Source organism: Spirosoma horti, from assembly GCF_054776595.1.
Map to the genome: position 1 here is coordinate 22,390 of NZ_BAAHBQ010000010.1, position 21,563 is coordinate 43,952.

The following is a 21,563-nucleotide window of genomic DNA, read 5'->3' on the forward strand; positions in this document are numbered from 1 at the left end:
TGCATTTATCCTATGCCTTAGGGTGTATAATGTTGAAGGCATATTGTGGGCAGCAGGATGCACGTCCCGAAGGACAGTCGGCAGCCCAACCAAACGAGGCTATAAAGGTTGCGAGTACTTATCTACAGGCTACTAGAATTTGACATCGGTGCAAACTTTTTACATTTTCACTTCGTAGGAATTCTCGTTCCAACTGGATACTGTTGGAATGAGAATTCCCATTCTGCCATTTTATATACCTGCTTCTTCAGCATACTCTTCATACTCTTCTAGGACAGAGTCCTTCATATACTCTAACCGTTTCTCCTGCGAAAGTTCATGAATGGACTCGTATGATAGAAAAGTGCAGGACTCGGCTAGTGGACCTCGGTCAAGGAAGGCAAATACGGGTCTTGAAATTTCCTGTAACACTTTCTCTTTACGCTCAGTGGGGGCCACAATATGGGCACTAATACTCAGATTTGGCTGTAAGGCCATCAGATCGGCCATGCGCAAGATTCCTGAATAAATTGACGTAGTATGCTCAACCTCAAACGCCCGTACGATCGAGCGGCCACGGATCCACAAGACATCTATGTTTTCGATTGTCTTTAGGGTCGCATCATCGTAGTTAAGGGGTAATACATCCAGTAAGGTCTTCTCTTTTGGTTGCCAAAGGTCTAGTACGCGCTGCCGATCGCTACGAGGGAGCCAGATCTTCAAATTCATCCGTTCGCCAATCTCAGATAGTAGCGCCTGAATCTTTATAGAATCTCGTTGTGAGGATTGCTGCTGACTGGTAGTAGCACTTACACTTTCTTCGTTATCAGGAATAGACACAGCTACCTGCTTACTGTCTTGGGTTTTAACCGTGAGTGCTTTCAGCTTCCGTCTATCTACATCGCTTAGGGGGTAGATCTCAGGAGAGATAAGCTGCTCAAGCAGGATTTTCTCCAAATAACTCCCGTCAGTATCATCAATCTTGCGCAGGCTACCCCTTACCATGCCGGTCCAGGCTAAACTCTTTTTAGGAAGATGTTTTGTAAAAGACAGTGACTTCCAGCAGACATTAGTCTCAATAGGAATGCTTTGCTCCAAGGGTAGATAGGCCAGTGAATCAACTTGAAACCGGACCACAAAAGGATCATTGGCTGGGACGAATATGGGCGTATCGCTGATGAAATATTTGCTAACCACCTCTAACACACCTACCCAGCGGGATAGCTTAGTTACGTAACAGATGAGTTTATCACCAGGGCGCAGTTTAGCCGCTACACTCTCTTGCCGCTGCCGAAATCCCGAAACATTACGTTCAGAATTCATAAAGGCCTCATACGTATCTGGAGAAAACAGGTCGATGTAATAAGCCATAGATGGGTGATGAGAAGTCAGCTGTGAAATTAGCGAAAGGAATGAAAAGGAGTCACCGCATTTTACGAATGACTCTTTAAGCGAGTTACCCTTAGATTAGATAAATAGTATATATAGTGAAATACGTTCACCGTTTTACAGACTTTGAAGTTAATTTTATTAGCAATAACTAGCTAAATAACCTATACCATTATCATTCCATTACAATCGATTGACTCATTAACGACGTACCGATTCAGCTTGAAATAGCTTCCCAGTTCGAGTTAGAAAACCGGTTTTATTGAGTCGTTCCACAATCGCTCTCATCGGTAGCCTATCACGCTGGTAGGGCCGGATCAATTCGGCAGCTTGCTGGTTAGCGGGATGAAGGCGGGCCGATTCTTTGCCAAGGGCCATTCCTTTCCGACGGCCCTCGTTACAAAAATTCTCTGGTTTCCCTAAGGTAAAGCAAAGCCACGGGCTTTCTTTTGGTGTAGTGGTGCTCGGAAATCTTGCGAAGTTCATCCTCGGCTAAGGCGGCCTTAATGTTAATAATCATGTCGGAGTCATTCAGACAATCCAAAGCGGTGATGAGGACTTTGTTCAATCGCACTAGTTCAAGTATAAAGGAAATATTTTTTGCATAGTAAAATCAGAGTGTGTATTGCTCAAATTATATCCTTTAAAGTAAGGTGTCCATAATCTCTCTTGTGCTCTTTTTATAATTTGCTGATATTCAAAATCGTTCAAAAGATCATTTACAAAAGTAAACTGTTTATTGTTGAAAAAATTCGATAAAATAAAGTGTGTAGCAAGAAAAACGTCCATTGGAGGGTGCGGAATTCTAGGGCATGATAACACCGACATTTCTGGATCTATAAGTTCCAACTTTTTTCCACCAAATTGAAAATGATACGTTGGATGCGTATATCTAACATTACTTGTGTTAATGTGCCTATCTAAATGCCAACTGCTGGTATAAGCTTTTTTTGTTGAGCTTAAACTTTTATATACACTAACATTTAGGTCCAAGCTATAAGCGTGTAATGGATCAAGATTTTCAGCTAATGTATCTTTTACCATCAACATATTATCTAAAAAAATTTGACAATAATTGAGGTCATCTGGAAATGTACCTACAATTCTGCCATTTATATAAAATGTTAAGTTTTGAATTCTATATTCTACAAGTGACTTATTGTTTAACTCTTCTAGCATATTGTTTAATTCGGAAAAATCACCAGTTACTCCATGGGCATTAATTTTGCTAATAAAAATTGATAAATCATTTCTGAATATTCTTAGATCCCAACTATCCATTTGCATTTATTTTTTGTGCTAGTTCCCTAATTGCTTTTCTGTCAATCTCACTAATATAATCTTTGAACCTGTCGATATTTAATAATGTAGCATCTATTGATAAATATTCTTTTTCCTGCCATGGAAGAAAGTCCTTTTTATAAAGTTCGATGCCGTCAAACGGATCTATTGCTACATTTGTATATTTACAAATTGTCCAAAAATTTGAACTTTTTGAGAACTTTGTCTTAGTGATTGGTATTAGATCTAAGTTAAGCTTAGTCTTCAATAGTTCTACTCTTTCCTCAGCATCTAAACGTCTAATAGGTACAGAAAGCTGTAAGGTATTAGACCACCAATCACTTAACTTTGTCATCCACCATCTTGGATAAACATCTGATAATATACCTGTATACTTTGTACTCTCCAAGCTCGATTCAAGCTTGAGCCAATCAGGTGAATCTTTACTAACACCTAATCTTGCACATAAGATATCTTTACCTATTAATGGACCAATCGAACGAATTATTTGCTCAAATACTAATCGACTAAATTCGAAAACACGGTGGTCAAATTGCTTGGCTTTAAGTTCTATATTGGCGTGGATTAGTTTTTCATCTTTGGCCTCAATTCCTAGAATTATACGTATATTGTAACCAGAGTCTTTAATTGTTTTATAGCTATTTATGAACGATATCAATTTTGCTTTAAATCTTTGTTGATTGTCAGTAAAATCAGTTTTTGTTAAGACAAAATCAAACAAATCCTGGCTAGTGAAGTCGTTGTAATAGTCCGTGATAATACTTTCATTTGACATAAGTACTATTGGGATTTCGATCTTACTAATTGATTCATGGGAATGCTTAGTTCGTAGTGTTTGGGCAATCGTTGGTGCATCAAATGGAGCTTGATTTTCACCCTCTGTCAAACGATAATCCAAAATTAAGGCTCTTATGTCCGGTGTAATTTGTGATAAAACTTCCTTCATATTAGGCGACGGATCATAAGGTATCACCTCAAAACCTAAGTTTTCAAGATCTTTTTGCCGGCTTTCGGTCGCTTGATCTTCAATATATAATATCTTAAAAGCCATACTTATCTAATTCTTTATTTGATGCTTTTGGCACTGTTACACGAATGGTAGTATTGAAACCCTGTCTCGGTGCGACGACTTCCACATTACCACGATAACTTGTAACAATATCTTTCACTATTTTTAAACCAAGCCCAGTTCCAGTTATTTCATTGCTTGAAACGATATTTTCTAAGTTAGCCGTCGATGTGGTTGTGAAGAACTCTTCAAATATCCTTTCTTCGTCTTCTTCAGGAATACCATCGCCCGTATCAGAAAAATCAAGATATACTTGATTTAAATCGAAACCACATTCCATTTTTATTGACCCAGGCATTTTGGTTCTTCTAATAGCTTTTTTCGAATTTGTGTAAAAATTAAAAAGGATGGACGACCATTCTGATGGATGCATTGGAAGCGTGAACAAATAAACTGCTGATCTCTCCGGTTTATTAAAAATTATACCGCTCTTTTGTGCATCATTTCTAATTGATTCCCAAAAACGTTCAGCAGTATTTTGCAATTCTATTGGTACCAGTTCTCGAATAACATTTTGTGAGATAACATTATCAAAGTAGGAAGTATAAGTTTGAAATGTAGCAATATTCCTGTTTAATATTGATAGCCTTTCTAAAGAAACATAATCTGCTTGAAGTTTCTCTACCAGAAATTTTATATCTGATTCCATATTTAAAATGTAATCTCTTACTTCATGGATGAATTGACCAATAGTTAATCCTACACTACTCAACACACGTAGCATAGATTTCTCTTTTATAAATTCTTTCTGTTCTTCTTTTTATAAAGAGGCAACTTTTTGAATATCTTGTTTAAGTTTGTTTATTCTATTTTTGCGTTTTTTCCTGATTTCAATATTCGTCTCCTCCTCCTCAAACTCTTTATCTAATGCTTCAATTGTGTGTGCTATATCTTTAATACTAATTTCAATTTTTTCATATAAATTACCCTCTTTACGCTGACCAGATGCAATTTTTACATTGCGTACCTCTGCTGTACGTATTACACCAGTAATTATTGTGCGGTATAAAAAGTTTTGTAATTGCACAAAAGCCTCGTTTTCAATTAACCCCTCTCTGCTAGAAGTTTCATTGAACATATTATCTTTATCCGTTAATTCAACGAGTCCAAAAAAATTGTTATTACCATGTACTGGTAATATTGACCTTCGTCTTATAGAAGCATCTAACTTTAGCCAATCGTTACCGGCCTCACCATAGGGTAATACTCTGAAACCATTCCTATATAATCTAATACCTCCATTTCTTTGAGCTAAACTTTTTATCGAAGACTCCTGCATTTTAGGAATTAAATCAGCATTGTAAACATAGTAATAGGCGCGAAAGTGGACGTTCCTTAGTAAATTAAATGGCTGCGTATTATCTTCTGGGTCGCTACCTATTTGACCTATTTCATTAATATTTAGTTTTTTACTAGCAATACTGTAAATTCCAATACCTGAGTCGTCAATTCTACCTTCAATAACGCTGAGTGCATGATCGTAAATCATACTTGTCTCGTCTGCGATTGTTATTTTACGGCTGTTCTCAATTTTTATAAATGAAGTTTTAAATCCTGGATCGATAGGCCCTAAAGTGACGCTTGCTATTTTGTCATTCTCTTTTGAAAGGGGAAATGGTTGAATTATTGCTGAAACATAGCGATATACACGCTTTATAGATGCTTGAGACCAACGGTCTCTTAGTGCTTCTATAATTAACGTTGTACCCTCCTGCTGATTTTTTTTAACAACTTCTATTTTGTTACTAATAATAGCTAGGTCAGTATCGCCTTTATATTGCTCCCAGTTGATTGTAAGACGTAAAGCAGTTAATGATGAAAGTGTCTGTGTGATAATAGTCAACCTTTCTCCTAAGCGTTGTACAGCAAATCTACCTATCCCCTTTTGTCCAGATCTGTTACGATTGTAACGCTCCGAAAGTGGATTGTGAACTTTATCAGTTGATGATATTCTCATAAAACCATTGATCAACTGATCTCTAGTCATTCCAACTCCGTCATCAATAATTGTAAGCTTTCCCCCAGTTGTATCTGAATTTTCAAATGTTAGAGTAACTTTCTTAGCGTCAGCATCATATGAGTTTTTCACTAGCTCTGAAACTGCTGTTTCCTGCCTCGCGACTAGTTCTGTACCTAATCTGTCAATTACCCCAGCATCCACACTAAATCTGATATTATCAGTATCGAAGCGTGAAAGCATTGTTGAAAGCTGTAATATTTTGCTATAGTTAGTTCCATCTTCGATTAGAACAGTGGCTAACTCTTCTCGAATACTTTCCTCATTCATATTTGACTCAGGTGAACTAAATGGCATTTTAAGTAGATAACAATGCAGCTATCATGAGGGGGAATATTTCAATTTAATTAAGTGGCATATATATTTTTATTGATTATCCATTTGGTAGGCTTTAAGTGAAATTTATATTTTGGAAATTTCATACTGAAAAAGCTAAATACAGCAAATCAATAATTAATGTCTTTTTCGTATCAAGTCACTAATTTATCTGGAGTAAGTTCTACGTTTCGTTACTACGCTACATTTAAACAGACCTTTTTCTAACCTTAAATTGATCAATATTTTTTAATTATCGTTTCCGGCCCATTCGTCTACTGGATAACTTTTTCCAGATAGATCGTAGTTTGTCAACTTCTGGAATTGAGAAACCAAGTTGATCTATTAGTAGGGCCTTATCAACAATATCAAGCACCTCATGAATCCGCTTTTGGCGCATCAGTTGATCAATCTTATCAAGGTTCAGTACGTCACTGGTCAAAAGAGGTAGTGGCAATTCTTCCACCTCTGTTGGTTCAAACGTCAACACCCCCCCACCATAACTACGCCCTAAAATCTCCGAAAAAGCGAAGGTTAGAGAATTAAGGTAAGAAAGTACAGCCCGGCCTTTATTAACGCCTAGTTTGAATTTAACCCGATGTATAGTATCAGTTGAAAGGGCGTCCGCTTCGTTGATGGCCAGCTTTGGGAACTCATTAACTTGACGCAGGGCAAATCCGTCAGGTATCTTGAGTGATGGAGTTACGTACCAACGTTTACGTATCTGACATTTATAACCAGTGTTATATCGTTTATCTTCCCCATAAACGATGTATTCCCGACATGGCTGGGGTAGTTCTTCAAAGGGTTGATTGGGGGGCAGGAACAAGTGAACAGGGTAGCCACTCTTTTTATTATCCTCAAAATCATCTGGCTTGAACGTGATACCTTTCAAATGAGGAGATTTGCTGACGACTGGGCGTAAGTAAGGTTCGACCTTCCAGGCATTTACTTGCTCTTCGTTCATCATGAAGAACTCGTTTCGGCCTGTTACAACCCCTACATCAACTTCCATATACGTTCCGCACGTCTGAATCCGGTCATCCGATTTGATCCGTCTCAGCAGTGCTATTTCCTCTTCATCAAGAAAGTACTTGGTCCATTTTTCGGAATTATGTTCAATTTGCTTTACTGGTTTATCGAGTAACCGTTCTAGATCAACGGCTTGCAAATCGGCCAATCCATCAAGCTCAACAACCCGAATACCCCCCCGGTCAGTTACTTTCTTCTCACAAAGCAGCAAAACAACTTCCTGCTGGATTGTGTCGAAGACTAACTTACGAAACGTCACAATCGTAATCCGCTCGAAGAAATTAGACAGGAACACGCGCGTATCAGCGGCATATTTCACCTGGAATAACTCAGCGGGAATAACCATACCCAGCCGTCCTGTTTCCTTCAGCAAACTCGCTGAAACGACCAAAAAGGGAACCCAAATATTAGTTAGTTTATTGGGAATTAAACCCACCTCGGCCATCAGTGTAATAGCTCGATTACGATGCTCTTCGGGAAACGTTTGGTAGCGAATAAACGGTGGATTGCCTACAACGACATCATAACGGTTGTCCCGATGGTCACGCACGAAGCTAAAAAAATCGGAATTAATGACCGTTGTTCCGTTCAATCCATACTGGCCGATCCGCTCCTGGGCTTTGTCGGCTTCAACTTCTGACAATTCAACCCCTTGAATTAGACCGGGCAGATCTTTTCGAGCGACCCCTAATGCTTCATATCGTTCAATAGAAGCTTCTAGAAAGTTACCATCACCGCAGCTGGGTTCCAATACGGTATCTGTTTGGGAGGTAATACCCCACCGACAAATAAAATCGGCAATCGGTTTAGGGGTGTAATAACCCCCTCTCAACTTGTCACTGTCTACTTTAGCATCAATTGCTACTCCCATAATTAAGTATCTGTTTCGCGTCGATGCAGTAATTCATCATTCGCTACCACTTGTTTATCGGCATTCCCTATACCGTATAAATTGTCGACTAACTGAATCAGTCTTGTCCGAATAAACGCCAGTTTACGTTTCAGTATCTCGCGTTGAAGCGGATTTTTTAATGTATCAAACGTTCTTTGCGTATCGATCATTTGCCTTGCTTCCGTAACTATGGCATCATGAACCGCTCGCTCGTTAGGGTTAGCAAAGTCAATTGTATGGATCGGTAAACCCTCAACGAACTGACGACCATGCGAATAGTATCCTCCCCGGAATGGACTGCTACCCGCTTTGATCATTGCCTCCCATATCGGATGGCTCAAGATAGCCAAAATATAGTAAAGCGAGTAATCAGATGTCTGCAGAATGGCGTAGTATGGCCCGTTCCCTCCACCTGTAAAAAGGGAATTCTGATCATCGTAGGCATAAGCTGCCTGTAAGGATAGGACCGACCAAATGAGCTTAGGCGCGTGATGAAATTTGGTGAGACTCTGCGACCGCCCATACTGATACCACTTAGGTTCTTTTGAACCATTAATACTTCTTTTTTCTAACTGTTGACGGTGATGCACCAAGTAAGCCCAACCGTATGGATAGGTTGCTTGAATCATAGCCTCGTTCATTAGTTCAGCACCAGCTGCGCTGATGGTATAAGGAAATAGCAGTTGGGTATTGGGTGTAACCGTTTGAAATAGATGAAGCGAGGATTTATAAAGACAGGGTCGACATAAGCCCTTCTCAACCTTCCACTCGGTCTTCAATTTTTTAAAGTAATAGTAGTCACTATCCTCATAATAGGGCTCAATGATGTAAATGGGATCAGCACTTGTCTGCAAGCCTACCGGAATATCGACAATTTGCCTTAGTGGCCTAATCTGGCCGGATCGAATCTTTGAAAAAATAGCTTCGGTTTGTGGAGAAATGAATATCCAAGGATCAGCGCCAAGCTGTTCACGTGGATAGGTAGCGGTTAAGGGCTCTTTCCACAATTCAAGGGCTAGGTTAGCCATTTTGACTAGCGTGAATTCTTTCGCTTTTTGACGACTGAGCAACAGAATAGCCGTATACGTAGATCGGCCTGGGAAAATCTGCGTTACGCCAAAATGAATTAGTTTATGGACATAACTATTGGTTATGATAAACTCTCTAAGTACCTGTCCACCGGTTAGGGTAAAGAATTTATTCGGCACGATATAACCTAGCCACCCCTCGGGATTAAGAAGACGTAATGCTCGCTGGATGAACAAATAATATTTATCAAAGCTTTCGTGCCCCGTACCCTCATAGCCAGACGTTTTTGATTGATAGAAGACCAATTCTTCGGCTGCATAGCGAGCCATATTTTGAATTCGGATGTAAGGCGGGTTTCCAACAATGGCATCGAATCCACCAGTTTCAGAAAGAAAAGGGAACTCCGTGAACCAGTCGAAGGGCTTTATGCGATAAAGTAACTGGTCATCATGCAAAATAGACGGAATGATCTTGACTATTGAGTTGTCAACTAAAGCATTACCACATTTGATCGTATCGGAAAGGGAAGGCAAAACGCCATTTTTATAGTGACTAACAAAATCGTTCGTTGTAGCCGCCGTCTCACCTTCAAGCAGTTTCAGATACAGACTAAATTTAGCCACTTCAACTGCGTAGGGGTTAATATCTAAGCCATAAAGGCAATTCAGCAGTATTTGTTGTTTACCCCAGATACTGATGCGCTCGTCGTTAGTTGTTGTTTTTATAATCCATTCGTCTGGCAAACTTTCTACTCCTAACCGACTAGTTACATAGATCAGCAGTTGATCATAAATGGCCAGCAAAAATATCCCGGAGCCGCAACAGATATCCGCAATTCGTAGCTGGATTATATCAGCGATGGTTTTACCAACTAATAAGGGATTGAGCGTTTCCTGAACAATCTTCTCGACTATTGCTTTAGGTGTCGGCACTACGCCATCAGATGCTGCAATTTCAGCTTCAGCAACAATGGCAACAGACCCCGTATCGCTTACCGAAATCCGGTTGCCCAAATAGTGTTCATAGATCTGACTAAGAATAGCCGGATCAACAACGGAGAAATCGTAAGGACTTTGTGGATAATAAAGCTCGTTGAAAATGTCTACCAGGGTGGCCGTATTGATCGAAACCTTTAGGGAAAGCTCATCGTCAATGAAATCAAATAAGCCAGCATTATAGCGCTTATCTGCCCGCAGAAACACGGCTTTTAATTCGTCATAACTAGTAATCTGTTGAAGGGTAGCGTATTTCTCTATTGTTCGATCTTCGCAGATTCGTAGAAACACGATCCGGTTCAGCAGTCGTTGCACTAAGTAGTTAATCGTAATCTCATCCAAGTCATGGCGGGCCAGGATGTCGTTGGCCAGTAAACTACGCCAATGTTCGATCTGTCCTAAAAAGTAGGAATCAAAGGGTTGAGCCAGTTTAGGCGTTACAGAATAGGTAGCTTCGAGTTGACCTGAAGCTACCGACTCAAACGACAGCAACTCATAAATTTCATCAAACTTATCAACAAGGTCTTGATAAGAAAAAATTCTTATACGAGCGTTTGAAGCTGGATCAGCAGCCATTGGCTTGAATCGGCAGTCATACAAAATGAGCTTATCAAAATTAGTCAGAATAGAAACTAGCAATCCCGCACTCCAGCCGTAGCGACGGGTTTGAAAAGCAGGTTTAGGGTTGCCTTCAACGTCAACGGATACTTTCTTGGCTTCAACAAATAACTTTTGTGCACCGGCAACGCGTAAGGTGTAGTCAGGATTTTTTTTGGTAATCACTGAACTGCCGTCGGTGTCGTTCTCTTCTACGGCAATAGATTCTTCCTGTAAAACATCTCGCAGAAAGGCCGATTTGCCTTCTGTATTATCGACGTCCCAACCGAAAGCCTTTAAGAGCGGGTTTAAGTAGTCAATTCTTAGCTGAGCCTCACTATAAGCTGCGGTTCGATAATATGTGTATTGATGGGAAAAGGCTTGCGTTAACGCTTCAACTTGGGAGAAGGTATCCTCCTTGCTTAATGGCATATCGTATGGAAAGAGTCAAGTACTTGGCATTAAAGTTACTGAATACTGTGATTTGACTGCCATTTTAATAAATCCGATTAAATCATTGGACATTTCTAGTATATCTAATCATTTGATAACCTGATTTCCATTCTTGAGGATATAGCGTAATTATTTACTTAATAAAGCAGATGATTAAAAAGGATAGTACATTAACGGGCCGAAAATGGACCGGAGTTCTAAAATTAGACTTGAAGTGGCTGATGCAAAATCTGTCAATCAAGTAGTTTACTGACTCGTTTATCACGGATTTTACAGCTTAAGAGTAGCAAACGATTGATATAGAGTTAATTCCATGAGTTCACTACAATCCATGCCAGCCTTACAGGTATCATCAGCTGCTTTATTACCTTTCGGGCAGGCTTGGCAAGATAACGGAGGCAAACTAACCCGTTCACCACCTAATTCCTCAAGTGCTTTTAACAGGGAAGATTAATCCAACCATACCAGATCCTAAATCGCCTCTGCGAATCGAGTCCTTTTCGGCACAAGTCGAATCTGTATATATTAGTCGCTACAAAGGTTTACCACCTCATGCCGGGGAATAATTATAATTCATCGCTTTTGTAAGTATGAGTACTATGATTGATTCTTTCATATATGTTAAACTAGACGGTCGACCGGACTTGGATATATAGCATTGTTAGCAAACAAATACAGAAACCATGTTTCCTTTTTTAATCATATGCTACTCTGTTGAGCTGAATTAAGCCCATTTTATCTATTAATTAAGACTAACCACTTATCGCCTTATATCGATTAGCAAAATTTTACTTTTATCCACCTTTTCAATGAAAATTGCCAAAGTTCAGGTAAAAAACTTCCGTTTGTTACAAGATGTCACGATTCGTCTACATGATCAAACAACGTTGGTAGTTGGTCGTAATAACTCAGGAAAAACTTCACTTACTGAAGTATTCTGCAAATTCTTAGAAAATAAAGGATCTCATTTTAAGTTTGAAGATTTCTCCATCGGTAGTCATCCAAAATACCAGGAAGCCTACGATCTCTACCAAATTTACCTTTTATCGAAACAAGATCAGGAGGCAGAAGAAGAGCAGATCCGAAAGGAGGCTGAATATAAAGCGGCTCTTCCAGCCATAAGGCTCGATCTACACATTGAGTACCAAGAAGAGGATGACTTAACGGCCTTGTCAACCTTCATTATGGATTTAGACCCTGATCGGCGCGATGCACTTGTCAGTTTCCAGTATAGTGTTGGAGAGCCGGAGAAACTTTTTTCGACATTTGACAGACACAAAACAAATTTTAATCACTCTATTGTTGGCTTTATCAAAAAAAATTACGGTGAATTCTATTCAACAAGAGTTTGGGCGATTGACAGCCAAAATCAGGATTACTCTATTGAAATAGAGAAGTTTTCCGATTTAAATGCAGTTTTTTTGAGTGGTTTTATTTACGCCCAACGTCAACTTGATGACCAATATTCCGATAATTATAAAAAACTTTCTAAAGGATTTGAAAGCTTTTATAAACTAAACAAGGATGTTAAAGAAGCGGATATAAAGCGAATTGAAGAATCACTACAAACAGTATCGGTTGACTTGAATGGGAAGTACGAATCGCTATTTAAGTCATTGTTTACCGATCTAGCGCAGTTTGGGGTGGAACAAGGTATCAATCTACAGAAATTAGCCATTCTGTCAATCTTCGAGGCTGACAAAATTTTAAAGGGGAATACACATCTTTTTTATCAGCATGGGGGTAGTGCTGAAAATCTACTGCCCGAATCATATAATGGACTGGGATACAGTAATTTAATTTATATTATATTGCAATTTATCAGCTTTTACGAAGAATATGATAAGCGGAAACCTAGGCCTGCCTTTCAGATTTTGTTTGTTGAAGAACCTGAAGCCCACTTGCATCCTCAGATGCAGTACATCTTTATTAAAAATATCAAAGAATTCATCCGAGCGAAATCCAACTGGCATGTACAGGTGGTCATTACCACTCACTCTTCGCACATCATTGCTGAGAGTGGTTTTGATAATATTCGCTACTTCGACAATACTGCTCATCAACTGATTATCAAAAATCTATCCGAGTTCCGTATCCATGAAGATCAGAAAGACCCGGATGGAATGCGCTTTTTGAAGCAGTACATGGCCCTGAATCGATGTGACATGTTTTTCGCGGACAAAATTATTATGATTGAAGGTACAGTAGAACGGCTACTGCTACCCTTAATGATTAACAAGGTGCAGCCTAGCCTATTGACAAAGTATGTTTCAATCATCGAAGTTGGGGGAGCCTACGCACATTTGTTCAAAGATTTGCTGTGTTTTCTTAATGTAAAAACCTTGATTATTACGGACCTCGATTCCATATGCGCAGCTAATCGTAAGGCCTGCAAAGTTAGTCTAGGACACAAAACGTCGAATGCAGTCCTAAGATCGTGGCTTCCTCAAAAAGAATTACTGGCTGATCTACAGACTTGCACTGAATCGGATAAAACGAGTGGAAAAATAAGAGTGGCTTATCAAGTAGTGGAAGAAGCAACAAATGAGTGCGCAAGGAGCTTTGAGGACGCCTTTTTGGTCAGAAATGCTCATGTACTTTCTGGTTCCATGGGTGGTCAAGTACTACCTAAACTTTTAGGCCAACTAACTGAAGCAAATATTCGTCAACAAGCCTATGAAATCGCTCAGGAAATTGACAGTAAAACCGCATTTGCCTTTGACATAATGATGCTTACAAATTGGGAAGTTCCGACCTATATAAAAGAAGGATTAACGTGGTTAGCCAACGATTAGACTATATACCGCCTAGTTTGGCGCAAATTATCGATTGCATTGAGCAATGGAAGAGCTTTCTTTTGGAGGCAGGAGCAGGATCGGGAAAAACATGGACTTTAGTTGAGACGCTTAAATATATCACCCAAGAGAAAGGCAGCCAGTTGGAGAGGACTGGCCAGCAAGTAGTCTGTATTACCTATACGAATGTGGCTAAGCATGAAATTACAAGTCGAATTGACAACCATCCTCTTGTAGTTGTTTTGACTATTCATGAATTTCTTTGGCTTGTCTGTAAAAACTATCAATCGGAGCTAAAAAAGTTAATTATAGAAGGTAATGAGACGGCCAAAAAAAAAATAGAAGGTTTAGCTGATAAGCTTAGCAAAAAAAATATTGAATATAGTCAATATGGACGTCGGTTGGAGGAGGGTGAAATCAGTCATGATCAGGTCCTATCCCTAGCTACTTCATTATTTGTTAAATACCCAAAAATCGCCCGGATTGTAGCTGATAAGTTTCCGTATTTATTTGTCGACGAATATCAAGATACCGAACCTCAAACAGTTACTTTGCTTCTAAAACACCTTCTGGTAGGTAATGAAGATCGATTTATTATCGGCTTTTTTGGTGACGCTATGCAGAAAATTTACAATAAAGGCGTGGGTGAAATTCAAGACGAAGCATTAGTAACCATTACCAAAACTGATAACTATCGTTGTTCACAGGCTGTTATTCAACTACTTGGCAAAATCCGCCCAGCTTTACTTCAACAGCCTGCTGGTAGAAATCTTCCCGGTGAAGCTACTTTTATCTATTGCCAACCAGATGACTTAAGGCTAGCAACAAATTACTTAGCTACTCAGAACTGGTTGGAAAGCCAAAAAGGATGGAATTTCAAGGAGACAAAAATATTAATGCTAACTCACAAAGGCATTGCTGCCCAGCAAGGGTACAATAACCTATTGTATGTTTATGATCAGTATTCGGCGTTTCGAGATCGTTTGTTCGAAAAGGAAGAGCGGTACATTAAATTTCTTTGTAACACTGTTGAGGCTCTGGTTGAACAGTATGCCACAAAACGATACGCAGAGTTTATTCAATTACTGAGTATGCGCGGGTGGCCGCTTTCCCGTCACGCAGATAAAGTTCATCTAAAAGCTAAAATGGATGAGCTAAACCGGTTACGTACAGAAGGAACAATTGGCGAAGTCTTACAGTATATATTTGATAGTAAGCTCTTGGGTAAACCGGGAACTATGAGTGAGTTTGAGGAGGAAATCAAAGGAGAGCCGTCTGATGATAGGATTCAGCGCAGAAAAAACTTTTTTCATAATTTGATGGCTACACCTTATGAAGAGGTGGTAGTATTTAATCAATTTGTTGAAGAACTCACGCCCTTTGCTACAAAACATGGAGTGAAAGGCGCTGAATTCACTAACGTCTTGGTAATCATTGATGATGGAGCTTGGAATATGTATAAATTTTCTGACGTTTTTGCGGGAAAGGATAAAGGAAGCGCGCGTTACCAGCGAACATTGAATTTACTTTATGTATGCTGTTCAAGAGCTAAAGATCGCTTGACACTACTTAATTTAGCCTCTCTGGATTCATCAACACTAGCCAACTTAAATGGCTGGTTTGGACCATCCAATGTCATACCTATTAATAAACTTCCCAAGCTAGCTTAGAAAAAATTCAACCTACTTATCAACGAGTGCACTTCAGTCATACTGAATAATGTAAACATTGGTATTGGCTGAATAGTGTTGATAGGTGTTAATCCCAGACAAAAGTGTAGGTAGCGTTAGAGCGTAAGTAGGCTGCAATCAATATTTTGTGGCGTATGTATTCAATGGTTACGCTAACTAATCAACACAGTTAAGCCACTACCTAAACATTTAGAAAAACTAATCAGTACAGTACTAAATAAACATCTTTCATTCAGTAGTATATTATGAAAGACAAAGCATCACATTCACAAATCGCAACACATAGCTTAACATATTTGAATCTAAGTAAAGAAGTTAACTGTTTGCAACCAGTTTTTGAATGTTACGAATCTCTCCTAACAAAGTACTTAGGCTTGGCTCTCCATCAGGGAAATCAAAGTTCATATACAGCTTAAATTTCCAGATTTCTAAAATACTAACCGAATTTAGTGTGAATGGGGCAAAGGCAGGATTTAAGGAGTAAAGGATAAGTTGATCTTTCGTTGCCAGTTCATTCTTAACTTTTTTGACGACAATTCCATCATGGCTGACTATGATACAACCAGTCCCGTCTTTGATCGAGTAGAAATCGTCGACATATTCCCCTAATACTAAAGCCCCTGATGGAATAGGTAGCATCGATTCACCCGTCGTAGGAAATAATCGATACTTGCGATTTTGGGAGATATTAGGCAGAGGTAGTCGAAACGTTTTCAATGAACCAATAAATTCTTCATCTTGGTAGCCACCATTGCAATACCCCATTGCTGCTTTTAAGGGCACTAACTCTATATTTTCTTTACTATCAGTACCGACAGTAGTGACGATCTCCCTGACTTGAAGATGCTGACCACTTAGGTTAGGATCAGGATTATTAAGGAATCTGTCTAACTGCTTTGGTGTCATGGAAAAGATTGGCCGAAATAATAAAGCCTCTACAGACACTTTATAGAGCTTGGCTAAAGCTGTAGCTACATCAACAGTTGGCGAATAATCGCCTTTTTCATAACCAGTTAGTGTTGTACGTCCAATACCGATATTCTGGGCTACATCCCCCTGTGTTAATTTGTAATGAGCACGCAGAAACGATAGATTTTCAGATAGATACATGCGTTCATTAGTTTAATCAAATTTACTCATTTAGCGCCTATATATCTAGTATTTGTCGAAATAATCTACATAGTTTTTGTCGAAATTTCGACATGTGAATTGCTTAATGTTTATCTAAATGAGTTGAATGTGATGAACGATACCGTTCAAGAATATTATGCTTATATTATTCAAAAAACCGTTCAGAAAAACAACCTAAGTAACAAAAACGCTGAACTATTAAAGTGAACGGTTTTATTGAACGCAAAAAGGACCGTTTCCAGCCCCTTCCCTCCTACCGTGCCACAGTTCAGAAAAAGGTCGGTCTGTGTGTATTGTCACAGACAGGTCATCCGTAATGTGATTACTTTACGACCAAAATCACTTACTATCAATTCCCATGGAGCCTAACCCCCATCACCGTCAGGAGCACTGGAATACTGTGTATCAAACCAAAGAAACCGATCAGGTTAGCTGGTACGAGCCGGTGCCTGCCGAATCGCTGCGTTTCATAGATGAAGCCAAGCTACCCCAATCCGCCCGAATCATCGACGTGGGCGGGGGCGATAGCCGATTGGTCGACTGTCTGCTGGAGCGGGGTTTCGAGCAAGTTACGGTGCTGGATATTTCGGCGGCTGCGCTCGACCGAGCCCGGCGGCGGCTTGGTGCACAGGCCAACCGGGTCACCTGGGTGGTGGCCGATGCGACCCGGTTTCGACCGGACACGCCCTTTGATTTCTGGCACGACCGGGCCGCGTTTCACTTCCTGACCAGCCAGTCTGAAATAACTGACTACCTGACGCTGATTCGGGATAACCTGGCCGCAACGGGGCGGCTGGTGGTGGGTACGTTTGCCGAAGACGGGCCGGGACGATGCAGCGGCTTACCTGTTCAGCAGTATTCCGAAACCCAGTTAACCGCTACGCTGGGGCAGTTTTTCAACAAGCGATATTGCCAGCGGGTCGAGCACCCAACGCCGTTCGGTACGCTTCAGCCGTTTACGTTCTGTTCCTTCGGCCAGCGGTCGGCGTAGACGTTACTGACAGAAGCACTTAGCCATCAGTCCCAGCCCCATTTTTTGAAGACCGCGTGGCCTTTGTCAGATTGCAGAAACTGGACGAACTGCCGGGCTGTATCGGCCTGCCGGGTCGTTTTGCTCAAGGCAATCGGCGTACCCCGAAAAACGACTTCCGATGGGGGCAACGACACCACCGCCGTTTCGGTCGTCAGCCGGTTATGCCACGACGCATACGTGATCCAGGCATCGTAGCGGCTGTCCTGTTTCCAGGCGGCAATGCCCAGCGCCGAATTGGCGAACGACTGCCCGATGTTGGCCTGAATGCCGCCAATCAGGTTTTGCCGACCGGCCAGGTCTTCCCATAACCCTAGTTGCCCGGCCCCGTTCACGTCGAGGATGGTAATGCCCGGTTTGGTCAGGTCGCGCAGGGTTTTGATCTGCTTCGGATTGCCGGGCCGCACCAGGATGGCGGCCGCCCGGCGGTACAGTTCCGTGCGACTCGCGGCATCGACCAGATCGGGGTGCGCGGCCGTAAACTGGGTGAGCATATATTCCGAACCGCCAAAAAACAGGTCGGCACGTTGCTGCGCGTCGGCCAGCCAGACCACATCAGGACCAGCAACCACCTTAACGGGGTGGCCCGTCTGCTGCCCAAATAGGGCAGCACATTCATTCAGGGGGCCAAACGGACCACCGGGACCATACACATGCAGGGTGTCGGTTGGGGTCTGAGCCGCGAGTAATCCGGGCGTAAATAACATAGCGAGAATCGGCCAGTGCCGGAAGTTGGTCATACGTGTGTTGATAAAACCGGAAGTGAATGGAACCTGATCGGGCTTTCCGACACACGCCGAGCAGGCCACAAAGGTGACGCAATCCGCTCCCACCTGGCTATCATTTTTCGGAATGCCCCCGCACCAGTTATGATTGGCGCACCGGTCGATGGCTCCCTACTTTTGAGCCGGTCGTCTGGACATACTTATCCAGCCAGGCGACTGACACGACCATGAAACGCAAGCCATTAACCACCTATACTATTGCCGATTACCCCAGTGATGCCACGGATCAGCGTGGGTTTTACATGATTCAAATCGCCGATCTAATCCGGCAGATGCGGGGTATCGACCAGCCCCACGCCCATGCGTTCTACCTGGTGATGTACGTCTGGGCCGGGTCGGGTACGCATACTATCGATGCCCAAACATACACCGTTACGCCCCCGCAATTGTATTTTCTGGCACCGGGGCAGGTACACGGCTGGAGCCTGAGCAATGATGCCCAGGGGGTGCTGCTCTTTTTCGATGGGGCCTATTTTCAGGCCCGTTTTCCCAAACGGTTGTTCGACTACCCGTTTTTCCGGCCCGACCGGCCCACGGCGCTGCTGTCGCTCCGGCCCGACGCCCCCATGCTGCCTACCCTGTTCGACTGGGCGTACCGGGAGTTTACGCACCCCCGGCCCCGGCAGGCCGAGGTGTTTGCCTCGCTGCTGCACCTGATGCTCGAAAACGCCTTTCAGCTTTACGAAGAGGTGGCTTATGTACCTGCCCACAACAGCAGCGGGCTGGTGCGTCGGTTCGAGGAGTTACTCGATGCACAGTTTGCCAACCAGCGAAGCTGCCAGGCTTACGCCGATCAGTTGCGCGTCACGCCCAATTACCTCAACAGTTGCTGTCGGCAGCAACTGGACAAAACAGCCAGCCAGCTCATCCGAGACCGTCTGCTGGCCGAAGCCGACCGATTGTTGCTGCATACCGACTTGACGATCAAGGCCATCAGCTACACGCTGGGTTTTACCGATACGGCTTACTTCTCGCGCTTTTATCGTAAAAACAATGGGCAAACGCCCCAGCAGCGCCGCGAGTTACCGCCTGATAATCATTGAATTGTCCTGTGTAACTGTTCTTTTGTCTCTTTATCAGACCGCCCGAAGCCGGTAGCTTTGGCCCTACTCATCAACACTGTTATGATTACCGAAGCGCCAATCCCTGCCACTGACATCGACCTCCACGACGAGCCACAGTCGTTCTGGACCCGCTACATTTTTAGTACCGACCACAAAGTCATCTCCAAACAATACCTGCTGACGGGCATGGCCTGGGCGGTGATTGGTGGGGGGGCGTCGATGCTGATTCGGCTGCAACTGGGCTTCCCGGCTGCCAGACTGGGCTGGCTGCGCCCGTTGCTGGGCCACTATGTGAGCGAAACGGGCCAGCTCACGCCCGACAGTTACCTTGGGCTGGTCACCATGCACGGGGCGATCATGATGTTTTTTGTGCTGACGGCGGGGTTGAGCGGTACCTTCAGCAACCTGCTCATTCCGCTCCAGATAGGGGCGCGGGACATGGCATCGGGCTTTATCAACATGCTGTCGTACTGGTTTTTCTTCGCGGCCAGTGCGGTGATGCTCTCGGTCTTTTTTATCGCCACCGGCCCGCCCGAAGGGGGCTGGGTCGTGTATCCGCCCCTGAGTGCCTTACCCCAGGCGGCTGGCGGGTCAGGCCTGGGCATGACGTTCTATTTGCTGGCGTTTGCCCTGTTTGTGATTTCTACTCTGCTGGGGGGTATCAACTACATCGCTACGGTGATCAACTACCGCACACGGGGCATGTCGATGCTACGGCTCCCGCTAACGGTCTGGGCCTTTCTCTTCACGGCCATCATTGCTACCATTGCCTTTCCGGTGCTGCTCTCGGCGTTTTTGCTGTTGTTTTTCGATCATTCGCTGGGGACCAGTTTTTTCCTGAGCGAGATATACATCGGCGGTCAGGCATTGCCCGAAACGGGTGGAGCCGCTATTCTTTATCAGCACCTGTTCTGGTTTCTGGGCCATCCAGAAGTATACATTATTTTTCTGCCCGCGCTGGGCATCACCTCCGAAGTGATTGCCACCATGTCGCGCAAGCCCATTTTTGGCTACCTGGCTATGATCATCTCGATGGCTGCCATCGTCTTTTTATCATTCGTCGTTTGGGCACACCACATGTTCGTGTCGGGTATGAACCCGTTTCTGGGGTCGATTTTCATGCTGCTGACGCTGATTATTGCCGTCCCCTCGGCCATCAAGGGCTTCAATTACATCACCACGCTGTGGCGGGGTAACATCATCTTCAGTCCGGCCATGCTGTTTGCCATCGGGGTGGTCTCGTTTCTGTTTACCGGGGGCGTCACGGGCATCGTTCTGGGCAACAGCGTACTCGATATTCAACTGCATGACACGTATTTTGTGGTGGCCCACTTTCACCTCATTATGGGGTCGGCCTCGTTCTTTGGTACAATGGCCGGCATTTATCACTGGTACCCCAAGATGTTTGGCCGGCTGATGAACGCCACCTGGGGAGCCGTGCATTTCTGGCTGACATTCGTGGGTGTCTACCTAGTTTTCTTCCCCATGCACTACCTCGGTATCGCCGGGTTTCCGCGCCGGTATTATTCGTTCAGCACCTACGATTTTACCCATTCGTTTACCGACCTGAATCAGTTTATCAGCGTCGCGGCTTTCGTGACGTTTGGGGCGCAGTTTATTTTCCTGTTCAACTTTTTCTGGAGTATGTTCCGGGGGAAGTACGCTCCGCAAAATCCCTGGAAATCGAACACCCTGGAATGGACCACGCCCATTGTACCGCTCCACGGCAACTGGCCGGGTGAGCTGCCGCTGGTCTACCGCTGGCCCTACGACTACAGTAAACCCGGTGCTATCGATGATTTTATTCCGCAGACGGTACCCCTGGCGGCCACGCCCGAATCGAATCTGCCCCACGAGCAGGAACAGGTACGGATCGAAACGAGCGAGGGGGTGTTGGTGGGTACTCCCTCGTCCATCGGGGATCGACCATAACTATTGGTGATTGGCGGAGGTTCTGAAAAGGCCTGACCTTTGAAACAACAAAACGGGCTAAACCCC

At 43.0% G+C, this 21,563-nt stretch carries 14 protein-coding genes; 5 read left to right on the plus strand and 9 right to left on the minus strand.

Annotated elements, in window-relative coordinates; all coding sequences use genetic code 11:
- Positions 1–231 precede the first annotated feature (231 nt).
- The 7 genes from ACYVAM_RS27060 to ACYVAM_RS27090 all read right to left on the minus strand — a co-directional run bounded on the left by ACYVAM_RS27060 (position 232) and on the right by ACYVAM_RS27090 (position 11,048).
- Positions 232–1,350: a hypothetical protein gene (locus ACYVAM_RS27060; RefSeq protein WP_461072992.1), complete on the minus strand. Its 1,119-nt coding sequence runs from the start codon at positions 1,348–1,350 to the stop codon at positions 232–234.
- Positions 1,351–1,941: 591 nt separating this feature from the next.
- Positions 1,942–2,649 carry a hypothetical protein gene (locus ACYVAM_RS27065; protein ID WP_461072994.1) on the minus strand — a complete coding sequence of 236 codons (708 nt, stop codon included), beginning with the start codon at positions 2,647–2,649 and terminating at the stop codon, positions 1,942–1,944.
- On the minus strand, positions 2,642–3,721 hold the full coding sequence (locus tag ACYVAM_RS27070; RefSeq protein WP_461072996.1) for a hypothetical protein: 1,080 nt from the start codon (positions 3,719–3,721) through the stop codon (positions 2,642–2,644). Before ACYVAM_RS27070 ends, ACYVAM_RS27065 begins: the two co-directional genes overlap by 8 nt.
- The gene (locus tag ACYVAM_RS27075; RefSeq protein ID WP_461072998.1) at positions 3,711–4,463 is read right to left on the minus strand and encodes a sensor histidine kinase; all 753 of its coding nucleotides are present in this window, start codon (positions 4,461–4,463) and stop codon (positions 3,711–3,713) included. The genes ACYVAM_RS27070 and ACYVAM_RS27075 overlap by 11 nt, the downstream gene beginning before the upstream one ends.
- 36 nt (positions 4,464–4,499) lie before the next feature.
- On the minus strand, positions 4,500–6,026 hold the full coding sequence (locus tag ACYVAM_RS27080; RefSeq protein ID WP_461073000.1) for an ATP-binding protein: 1,527 nt from the start codon (positions 6,024–6,026) through the stop codon (positions 4,500–4,502).
- A gap of 298 nt (positions 6,027–6,324) precedes the next feature.
- Entirely contained in the window at positions 6,325–7,974 is a 1,650-nt protein-coding gene (locus ACYVAM_RS27085; protein ID WP_461073002.1) for an Eco57I restriction-modification methylase domain-containing protein, read from the minus strand.
- A gap of 2 nt (positions 7,975–7,976) precedes the next feature.
- Positions 7,977–11,048 carry an Eco57I restriction-modification methylase domain-containing protein gene (locus ACYVAM_RS27090; protein ID WP_461073004.1) on the minus strand — a complete coding sequence of 1,024 codons (3,072 nt, stop codon included), beginning with the start codon at positions 11,046–11,048 and terminating at the stop codon, positions 7,977–7,979.
- 830 nt (positions 11,049–11,878) lie between these two features.
- On the opposite strand from ACYVAM_RS27090, the gene ACYVAM_RS27095 reads away from it, so the two are divergent.
- Both ACYVAM_RS27095 and ACYVAM_RS27100 read left to right on the plus strand, forming a co-directional pair.
- A complete protein-coding gene (locus ACYVAM_RS27095) occupies positions 11,879–13,864 on the plus strand; it encodes an ATP-dependent nuclease (RefSeq protein ID WP_461073006.1) in 1,986 nt (661 codons plus the stop codon).
- Positions 13,865–13,881: 17 nt separating this feature from the next.
- A complete protein-coding gene (locus ACYVAM_RS27100; RefSeq protein WP_461073008.1) occupies positions 13,882–15,534 on the plus strand; it encodes a UvrD-helicase domain-containing protein in 1,653 nt (550 codons plus the stop codon).
- A gap of 336 nt (positions 15,535–15,870) precedes the next feature.
- On the opposite strand, the gene ACYVAM_RS27105 is transcribed toward ACYVAM_RS27100, so the two are convergent.
- Positions 15,871–16,665 (minus strand): helix-turn-helix domain-containing protein, encoded by a 795-nt coding sequence (locus tag ACYVAM_RS27105; RefSeq protein WP_461073010.1) that lies wholly within the window; start codon positions 16,663–16,665, stop codon positions 15,871–15,873.
- A gap of 379 nt (positions 16,666–17,044) precedes the next feature.
- Here ACYVAM_RS27105 and ACYVAM_RS27110 point away from each other — a divergent pair, with 379 nt between their 5' ends.
- Positions 17,045–17,677 (plus strand): class I SAM-dependent methyltransferase, encoded by a 633-nt coding sequence (locus ACYVAM_RS27110; protein ID WP_100991973.1) that lies wholly within the window; start codon positions 17,045–17,047, stop codon positions 17,675–17,677.
- A gap of 26 nt (positions 17,678–17,703) precedes the next feature.
- On the opposite strand, the gene ACYVAM_RS27115 is transcribed toward ACYVAM_RS27110, so the two are convergent.
- On the minus strand, positions 17,704–18,456 hold the full coding sequence (locus ACYVAM_RS27115; RefSeq protein ID WP_018619839.1) for a substrate-binding domain-containing protein: 753 nt from the start codon (positions 18,454–18,456) through the stop codon (positions 17,704–17,706).
- Positions 18,457–18,668: 212 nt separating this feature from the next.
- Here ACYVAM_RS27115 and ACYVAM_RS27120 point away from each other — a divergent pair, with 212 nt between their 5' ends.
- Both ACYVAM_RS27120 and ACYVAM_RS27125 read left to right on the plus strand, forming a co-directional pair.
- Positions 18,669–19,544 (plus strand): helix-turn-helix transcriptional regulator, encoded by an 876-nt coding sequence (locus ACYVAM_RS27120; RefSeq protein ID WP_100991974.1) that lies wholly within the window; start codon positions 18,669–18,671, stop codon positions 19,542–19,544.
- A gap of 81 nt (positions 19,545–19,625) precedes the next feature.
- Positions 19,626–21,497, plus strand: coding sequence for a cytochrome c oxidase subunit I (locus ACYVAM_RS27125; protein WP_018619837.1), 1,872 nt, complete (start codon positions 19,626–19,628; stop codon positions 21,495–21,497).
- Positions 21,498–21,563 lie beyond the last annotated feature (66 nt).

Bases quoted from the DNA above. Each gene is read 5' to 3' on its own strand.
- ACYVAM_RS27060 (WP_461072992.1), bottom strand. From the start codon at position 1,350: ATGGCTTATTACATCGACCTGTTTTCTCCAGATACGTATGAGGCCTTT.
- ACYVAM_RS27065 (WP_461072994.1), bottom strand. From the start codon at position 2,649: ATGGATAGTTGGGATCTAAGAATATTCAGAAATGATTTATCAATTTTT.
- ACYVAM_RS27070 (WP_461072996.1), bottom strand. From the start codon at position 3,721: ATGGCTTTTAAGATATTATATATTGAAGATCAAGCGACCGAAAGCCGG.
- ACYVAM_RS27075 (WP_461072998.1), bottom strand. From the start codon at position 4,463: ATGCTACGTGTGTTGAGTAGTGTAGGATTAACTATTGGTCAATTCATC.
- ACYVAM_RS27080 (WP_461073000.1), bottom strand. From the start codon at position 6,026: ATGAATGAGGAAAGTATTCGAGAAGAGTTAGCCACTGTTCTAATCGAA.
- ACYVAM_RS27085 (WP_461073002.1), bottom strand. From the start codon at position 7,974: ATGGGAGTAGCAATTGATGCTAAAGTAGACAGTGACAAGTTGAGAGGG.
- ACYVAM_RS27090 (WP_461073004.1), bottom strand. From the start codon at position 11,048: ATGCCATTAAGCAAGGAGGATACCTTCTCCCAAGTTGAAGCGTTAACG.
- ACYVAM_RS27095 (WP_461073006.1), top strand. From the start codon at position 11,879: ATGAAAATTGCCAAAGTTCAGGTAAAAAACTTCCGTTTGTTACAAGAT.
- ACYVAM_RS27105 (WP_461073010.1), bottom strand. From the start codon at position 16,665: ATGTATCTATCTGAAAATCTATCGTTTCTGCGTGCTCATTACAAATTA.
- ACYVAM_RS27110 (WP_100991973.1), top strand. From the start codon at position 17,045: ATGGAGCCTAACCCCCATCACCGTCAGGAGCACTGGAATACTGTGTAT.
- ACYVAM_RS27115 (WP_018619839.1), bottom strand. From the start codon at position 18,456: ATGACCAACTTCCGGCACTGGCCGATTCTCGCTATGTTATTTACGCCC.
- ACYVAM_RS27120 (WP_100991974.1), top strand. From the start codon at position 18,669: ATGAAACGCAAGCCATTAACCACCTATACTATTGCCGATTACCCCAGT.
- ACYVAM_RS27125 (WP_018619837.1), top strand. From the start codon at position 19,626: ATGATTACCGAAGCGCCAATCCCTGCCACTGACATCGACCTCCACGAC.